Below are 7,362 nucleotides of genomic sequence, written 5' to 3'. Positions count from 1 at the left end.
TTACAAATCTTTAGATGATAAGTCGGTCATACAGTTTTTGAATGAAGCTGGAGGGGTTATCGCATCATACGATGGACAAACAGCGGCAAAAACGACTTTTAATGCCGTCAATATCAACGGAGTCAAACAAATACGTGTTGCGAATAAGCCGGGATGGGGCAGTTACGGATACGAAGTTGATGTGAAGATTGCTCCAGATACGACACCGCCGACCGTTCCGTCCGATTTAACGGCAACTCCGCAAATAAACGCCGTGAAGCTGGATTGGTCGCCATCAACGGATTTTAGCGGGGTTGCAGGATATAACGTTTTTCGGAATGCCACGAAATTAAATTCGTCTCTTGTGACGGGAACGACTTTCACCGATACGACAGCAGAACCGGACGTGAATTATGCTTATCAGGTTTCGGCTGTCGATGGATCTTCAGCAAAAAATGAGTCCGCTAAAACAATGGTCATATATGCAGCGGCTATGCTTCCAGAAATAAAGCCCGTTTTGACGGTTTCGGCTCTTACAGATAGTTCGATGCGCTTGAATTGGGAAAGTGTTGCGTCGAGTTATGAACTATATCAAGATGGTGCCCTTTTGACCAAGCCCACGACATTCATGAAATATTATGATGTTACGGCTTTAGCTCCATCGACTTCATACACGTTTACACTCATTGGCATAGATAAGTACGGTAGGCGTGTTTCTTCTGATCCTTTGATCGTTGCGACAAAGCAGCCTTTACCGGGCAAACCTAAAGTTTCAATTTCGGATGTAACCCATAAGTCATTTAGGGTTTCATGGGATGCTGTCAATTATGCGAATGATTATAAGCTTTATTTAAATGACGTGGAAGTTGCTACATTGACGGATCGCACTTATTTTTTTGATGGGCTGGATGCTGAAAAGGTTTATTCGGTTAAAGTTGTTGCGCGCGGTAATGAAGGGGATGTGGAAACGGTTGTTTCCACGAAAACATTGAAAATCCCGGTACCGGAAATATTATCGGCTTCTATTCGTCCGTCGCCGGGCGGCGGCATTGATAAACGTGAATTATCGTATGAAGCATCGAGCGACGTTACGGAAGTAGAAGTGTACGTGAATGGGCAGCTCGTCGGGACTTATCCGGTTTCTCAAAATAAAATCGAGCTTGATTTCGCAAACATTGCGGAAAAGTTTGCAGAAGTGAAAATTCTTCCGACCGATGACGGAGCGAAGCCGTACGTTTTTAATGCATTAACGAAAACGACGGGCAATGAATTTGTTGATCTGATTGTGGCCTTTTTTCTAAACGCCTTTCAGGTGCTTCGAAAGTCCTTTGTCCTTCTGGCGATACTATCAATCCCATTAATCATAGTTGTTTCGTTTTTCTTCTGGACTAGGAAGAAATATCAAAAGCTCGTCCCGGATCGGGGCGGCGACAATAAGCCGTTTACATACGTCGACAACAAAGAAAGTGGTACGAAGTTACGGAAAATTCGGAGGGGCTTTTCGACCGACGATACTCCTGACGATAAAGATTTTTACGGAAAGTCTGAGAAGCTCAGACGGTATCATGCAGATAATCCGAAGCTGGCCTATCATAGCAAAAAACATTTTGAGAGGACAGGCTTTCACGTTCAAGAGGTTCGCACCGTTAAAATTCCCGTTGGTTTTATGGGAACTAAAGGGGTGAAGCTCAAGAAGGATTATACCTATGAGCGTAACGGGGTTGAATATAAACAACGTTACGTAAAGGGGCAAGGACGTGTATACGTTCCGAAAGATTTTGATAATCGTATCAAACACGTGAGTAACCAGTTCAAAGCGGCAAAGTCGTTTTTTACTGGCTCAAATAAAAAAACTTTTTAGGAGGGAACAAAAAATGTTCCAAAAAGTCAAAGGCATGATTTTCAAATCGAAAGCAGCTTTCACAATGGTTTGCATGGCTATCGTCGCTATGCTGGCGGCGGTTCCGGCTTCGGCTGCTCCGGCCACGGGGAACACGGATGTAGATTCGTTCCTCACTGAATTCGAAACGGGCTTCGGCGTCGTAAACAAAGGATTCGTTTACTTGGCTATCGGTTCCATTGTCATTACGCTTGTAGTCGTTGCGTTCTTCTGGCTGCGCGGCAAGTTCAAGCAATCCGTTGCAGGCGCTTAATATGTTTCGCCGTTCCGTATGGGGCTTAGGGCTGTTTCTGGCTCTAAGTCTCTTTTTCCATCAGTCGGTATTTGCCTATGGTGTTTATGGGCCTCAACCAAATGCGGATAATGACAACGAAAAATATTATTACTGGGGATCAGCCGAGGAACCCCAATATAGTCGTAATGGGGTTGATGTTGCTGTCGATGGCACTTCCGTCAGCTATCAATCGATTAAAGCGACCGTTACCATGGATGCGGATTTGATTACGGATCGTAATATCTCTTATTTCGCGATATTGGCGAACGGTGTGTATGTGGACTTTTTTGTTCCTTATTTCGATAACGCTTTGGACTTTCCGCGATTCAGGGAGTATTACACCCTTGATATTGATATTTCGGATAGTTTTATTGGATCGGAAATTTATTTTCAAGTATTGGGCGTCAGGGATACGGGCGGGGATCAATTCGTGGTTGCTTGGTCTTCTCAAACGGCCAATTATACATTCAAGCCTTTGCCTGTTATAGATCGAAGCGCTATATCGGTTCTTGAAGCGATTCTTCTTAAACTCGAAGACATCAGAATGTTGTTGCAATCTTTGAAGGATATGCTTGCTGGCAAGCTCGATCAGCTTACCAAAGCGGTAGAGGCGATTTATACGCCAAGCCCGGAAGCTGAGCAACGTCTGAATGATTCCGTGGAAAATTTCATGGATAAGATGCCGACGAAGCAAGTAACCGACAACATGAATCAAATGCAGGACAGTTTGCAAAATTCATTAGATCAGATGCATGAGCCGGGGAGCAAGTTGGTGTTTGGAAACGAAACGGCGCCGAGTACAGGGAATGCGGACGTCGATTCGATATTGTCCGGTATGAAGCTTGATTTGACGGAATGGAAGACGTATGCAGAGCTTTTCCGTACGATCATGGCGGCGACGTTATGGGTATCCTTTTTCCATTACTTTTTTAATAATTTGACTCCGAGACTCGGTATTTAAGGGGCATGGCTATGTTGGTTGTAGGCCGTAAAGCTGGTCAATATGTGATGATCGGAAATGAAATCAAGGTGCAGGTCGTAAGGACGAACGATGGTGATTTAAGGCTCGCTATTGATGTCCCAAAGGAAGTTTCGGTGTATCGTGGTGAGGTTTACGAAAAAACGTTTGCTGATAGATGTAAACAGATTTAAAGCCGGCAGCTCGCTGCAGCTCGTTGATTTGTTTACATTTTCGCGTCCGGAACGCGTCCCGGCAGCTGCGTTTTGTTTACATTTTGAAAAGGCTGCGGCGCGGATCGCGTCTGGCCGGGGGAATGGGTTGTAAACGTGGATTTTATGATCGATAAGATTGCGGGGCTTTTGGATAAGTACGCCGGGAAGATTAATATACCCGTCATTCCGTGGTCGAAACTGAATGAAATGATGGATGTAGTAAATCCGTACTTGGCACAAGCGAATGTTTTGTTCCCGGTCGATACCATATTGCAGCTGACAATGATTTATATGGGCATACGGGTCGTTTTGATCATTATATGGACGTTGGCGTTTGTCCGTAAGCTTTTGCCATTCTAGGAGGAATTAACGATGCTGGATATGTTTGCTTCACTCGGTAAACCGTTGTTTATTTTTGCGGCCATTTTTGGAGGGTTTTGGATCGTAAAAACGGTTATACGAAATCTTGGACCGGGTATCAAAACATGGGACCACCGTCCGTGGAAATGAATGAAGGGAGGTCACCCCTCGCCGGGTTCCCTGTGGGGTTCCGGCGGGGGGTGACCTCCCTTGAAAGGGGAATAGTATGCAACTATTAAAAAATCGAAAATTTAGGCTTATTCTGGCGCTTGTATTGGGTGTTACATTTGCACTTATTGGGGGGTTTAAATTGCTTGTATATGTTGGCTTACTCCTTACAGGTTTGTTCCTCGGTAGTCAATATCAAAAATACCGTCAGCTCTTCCATGATTACAAGCTTGGTTTACGTATTAACACTATTCTTTATAATAGCCGTGAGTCGGAGGAAATGAAACAGAAGGTCGAGCAGCTGCAAAAGGAACTAGCGTCGGCTGCGGATCGAATCAAATTGTATCAAGCTTCTACAGTTCAAAATCAGGCGAAAGGTGGTTTTCCTTTTGACAATATCAATCGTAACGGGGCTCCCGGGGTTTGGCAAAACGTTGAAACTGACTGAATTTGGTTACCGGGCTAATGCTGCCGGGAAGCATGTCTATTCCAATTTTAAAATGCAAAATCTACCGAATCCCCATTTGTATACCCATTATAACGATCCCTTGGACGTTCTCGGGCGTCCGGGGATCCAAAACTCATTAATACTCATGTCCGAGGTTGGCATTCTCTTAGATCAAATGCGAATGTATCAAATCGATCATCAGGTGTGGGTTGAGCTTCGGCAGCATCGGAAAGACGGGAATAACATTATTGCCGATGCTCAAAGCATGTCTGACGTTGCTTACACGTTCAGAAATCTGATTCAATTCCAGTATGACATCTATGCAAAATACAAGCTGTTTGGGCGTACCTTTCAGCTTGTGCGCGTCCATAATCCGAAAACAAAGGAATTCTATGGTCGAAGGTATTGGAGCCATAATCCTAAATATTTTAAGTTTTACGACACGTTGTATAAGCTCGAAAAGAATGTATCTTTCTATGAAATGGGACAGGCGAAAATCGAGAGTCCATGGACGCAATTCCTAGAAAATACCTATGGGGAAAATATGTTTGGAAAAGTAGAAAAAAGTTAGACAAAAGTATAAAAATACAGTATAATAAGATCATAGACAGAGAGGAGATGATCTAGTGACACAGCAGCAGAATAACTATCGTTCAGTCAAACTTACATCGAGTGTAAAAGTTCAGTTGGAAGATTTGAAAGCAAAATTGAAGTTGAAATCGGAAAGTGAAGTAACTGCTTATTTGGTTGCTCTTTACACTGATTCTTATCCGAAAATGACCGTTGTTCAGCATGAGAATTATCTTGAACGTGCAAAGGAAATGAACAGTCAGGGTACTTTGTTATGACGACATGCCGTTATTGTAAAAAAGGTACATTGCAACTCTTGTCTGATTGCTACAAATGCAATTATTGCATCAAGGAATTTGACATTCAAACCGGAAAAATGATTGGTTGGGTAACGAATTCGGAGCTTGCAAACAAGGAAAAAACGAAACGTGAAAAGGCCAAAGGGCCGGAACAGCTTAAATATTTGCGAATGCTTGCGATGAAAAAGAAGGTGTAAACAAAACGTTTGCAGCTGCGCGACGTCCCAGGTTTGAAATGTAAACATAATTCGTTTGGCCATATTTCGAATTTACGATCGTGATCGCAATGTAAACAAAATAAAACGGCTTTTGCGCGGATCGCGGCTGGCCGGGTGGATGGGGTGTAAACAGTGTCGAGTCGGGCGATGGTTCAAGTGCCGGAAGAAATGAAAGATAAGATCGAATCTTATAAAGGAAAATTTCATGCTAAGACGAATTATGAAGTCCTGCAATACTTGTTCAATTACTACGAGCAAACGGAAAAATGGAAAGCAGAGCAGCGGAATAAAGCAGAGCAGGAAAAGCAGCATCAGGCAAAAACGATGGTTTATCTTGGGGAAGAATCGAAGGCGCGTTTCGTTGAAACGCAACGGGGTTTAAAGCTGAAAAATGAATCTTCGCTGTCGGATTTCTTGATTAATCATTTTGAAAAATCGCCTAATATGACGAAGGAAACGTTTGATTTTTATAAGTCTATTATGTAGGAGGAAAGAGAATGAAAATCGAGGTTTATGAAAATTATGATGGAAGCAAGTTGGTTGCTAAGTTGGTGGCAGACGATGGATCGGAACGTGAGTTGTTAAGATCAGAAGTAGGCAATGACGATCTTTTGAACAAAATTGATGCTATGAATTTGTCACACCTGACAGTGACCTTTCACTGGGCGTCTGCTAGGTAATTCAATGAATAGGAGAGTGTATGAATGTCCGATTTTGATGTTGTCTATTTGCAAGAACGATTAAGGCAAAGCTTGGTTGCTATGAATGAAGCGATAAACGAAAATGAACGTTATTTTTTTAAGGGAAAATCGGAAGGGCTTGCGCAAGTTATTGAACATCATTTTGGTTCTGTTTTTGTAAAAGAAGTTAGAGAATCTTTAAATCTTTGAAAGGTGTTTCTTCTATTCTAGATATATTAGAATCATCTTGCCCCACGGGAACCGAAAAGCCTTGATCTTATGCGGTGCACATTCGCGCTGTGTCGCAATAAAGGGGGTGACAATTTGATAGAGTTTTTGAAGCAAATCGAGATGGATTTTCAATACCTAAACTCGGTTGCTACGAATATAGATTACAATGAATCGATACTAGATTATTACGCTGTTTTGCAAGCTGAAATGAGAGGATTACAGCAGGATTTAGACCCGGCTGTTAAATGGTCGCGGTTGTTGCTGGAAGAGAAACCTTTCGACGGTCCTTTACATAAGCTGCACGCTGAGATGAAAGCAGAAGAAAAGAAGGTGTATAGGAAGCTTGATACGATGTCTCGTTGCAATCAAAAATGGTATCTAGACGTTTATCAGGATGCAAGAATAAAAGATTTCAAGAAAACACACCTTTGCAAAGATAAATTTTGTAATAACTGCAAGAAGGTGAAGCAGGCTTCAAGGATGCAACGGTTTATACCGGAAATCGAAGCGTTTAAGGACCATAAGAAAATTCATTTAGTGTTAACCTTGCCTAACTGCTCCGGTCCCGATCTACCCGATACGATAAAGCTCATATTTACTAAGTTTCAGAAGCTGACGGAATATTTGTCAGGGACTAAAAAAATAAAGGGTATTGATATACATAATTGGGGATATAACGGCGCGGTTCGGTCCTTAGAGGTTACATACAAGAAACATTCGTATCATCCACATTTGCATGTTTTGCTCGTAATGGATAAGCGTTTCGAATTGGGCAAGAAGCAGCATGTTAATTCATTTTCAAAGAAATACGGTAAGGTGCAAAGGATGTTTTCGGACAAAGAAATATTGATACAAAAAATTTGGTATTTGCTTCTCAACTCAATCAAGGTCACTAAACAGGCGATTCATGATTTAGAGATAGGGTATAGTTCCATGATGGACGAGTTTAAAGAGGGCGATTATCATGAGCTTTTTAAGTACATGACGAAAGGGAACGGATCGGAGACGGGAGAAGCTGAAGGGTTGATGACGTATGATAATTTCAAAACGCTATACTTCGCA

Annotated in this window: 13 protein-coding genes; all 13 read left to right on the top strand. The window is 42.4% G+C overall.

Translation table 11 applies throughout. From position 1 onward, the window contains the following. On the top strand, nucleotides 1-1,840 hold a 1,840-nt coding region (locus FE783_RS37845), incomplete at its 5' end, for a fibronectin type III domain-containing protein (protein WP_162458208.1). 13 nt (nucleotides 1,841-1,853) lie between these two features. Next, the gene (locus FE783_RS36945) at nucleotides 1,854-2,132 is read left to right on the top strand and encodes a hypothetical protein (protein ID WP_138884401.1); all 279 of its coding nucleotides are present in this window, start codon (nucleotides 1,854-1,856) and stop codon (nucleotides 2,130-2,132) included. Between the two features lies 1 nt (nucleotide 2,133). Continuing rightward, nucleotides 2,134-3,114, top strand: a complete 981-nt coding sequence (locus tag FE783_RS36940) for a hypothetical protein (RefSeq protein WP_138884400.1) — start codon at nucleotides 2,134-2,136, stop codon at nucleotides 3,112-3,114. A 5-nt stretch (nucleotides 3,115-3,119) separates the two neighbouring features. Beyond that, on the top strand, nucleotides 3,120-3,305 hold the full coding sequence (locus tag FE783_RS36935; RefSeq protein ID WP_338015947.1) for a carbon storage regulator: 186 nt from the start codon (nucleotides 3,120-3,122) through the stop codon (nucleotides 3,303-3,305). Between the two features lie 393 nt (nucleotides 3,306-3,698). After that, nucleotides 3,699-3,836 carry a hypothetical protein gene (locus FE783_RS37840; protein ID WP_158302255.1) on the top strand — a complete coding sequence of 46 codons (138 nt, stop codon included), beginning with the start codon at nucleotides 3,699-3,701 and terminating at the stop codon, nucleotides 3,834-3,836. Between the two features lie 76 nt (nucleotides 3,837-3,912). After that, complete coding sequence (locus FE783_RS36930; protein WP_138884398.1) at nucleotides 3,913-4,302, top strand: hypothetical protein; 390 nt, start codon at nucleotides 3,913-3,915, stop codon at nucleotides 4,300-4,302. Further along, entirely contained in the window at nucleotides 4,289-4,873 is a 585-nt protein-coding gene (locus tag FE783_RS36925; RefSeq protein ID WP_138884397.1) for a hypothetical protein, read from the top strand. The genes FE783_RS36930 and FE783_RS36925 overlap by 14 nt, the downstream gene beginning before the upstream one ends. A 55-nt stretch (nucleotides 4,874-4,928) precedes the next feature. Further along, a complete protein-coding gene (locus FE783_RS36920; RefSeq protein WP_138884396.1) occupies nucleotides 4,929-5,150 on the top strand; it encodes a hypothetical protein in 222 nt (73 codons plus the stop codon). Continuing rightward, nucleotides 5,147-5,368, top strand: a complete 222-nt coding sequence (locus FE783_RS36915) for a hypothetical protein (RefSeq protein WP_138884395.1) — start codon at nucleotides 5,147-5,149, stop codon at nucleotides 5,366-5,368. Before FE783_RS36920 ends, FE783_RS36915 begins: the two co-directional genes overlap by 4 nt. A gap of 153 nt (nucleotides 5,369-5,521) precedes the next feature. After that, the gene (locus FE783_RS36910) at nucleotides 5,522-5,875 is read left to right on the top strand and encodes a hypothetical protein (RefSeq protein ID WP_138884394.1); all 354 of its coding nucleotides are present in this window, start codon (nucleotides 5,522-5,524) and stop codon (nucleotides 5,873-5,875) included. An 11-nt stretch (nucleotides 5,876-5,886) separates the two neighbouring features. Next, nucleotides 5,887-6,069 (top strand): hypothetical protein, encoded by a 183-nt coding sequence (locus FE783_RS36905; protein ID WP_138884393.1) that lies wholly within the window; start codon nucleotides 5,887-5,889, stop codon nucleotides 6,067-6,069. A 24-nt stretch (nucleotides 6,070-6,093) separates the two neighbouring features. Then, nucleotides 6,094-6,279, top strand: a complete 186-nt coding sequence (locus tag FE783_RS36900; protein WP_138884392.1) for a hypothetical protein — start codon at nucleotides 6,094-6,096, stop codon at nucleotides 6,277-6,279. Nucleotides 6,280-6,393: 114 nt separating this feature from the next. Continuing rightward, a partial coding sequence (locus tag FE783_RS36895; RefSeq protein ID WP_138884391.1) for a protein rep occupies nucleotides 6,394-7,362 on the top strand: 969 nt, incomplete at its 3' end.

Origin of the sequence: Paenibacillus mesophilus, assembly GCF_005938385.1 — a bacterium.
Classification (GTDB): domain Bacteria; phylum Bacillota; class Bacilli; order Paenibacillales; family NBRC-103111; genus Paenibacillus_AB; species Paenibacillus_AB mesophilus.
This window is presented reverse-complemented; position numbering and strand designations above follow the sequence as displayed.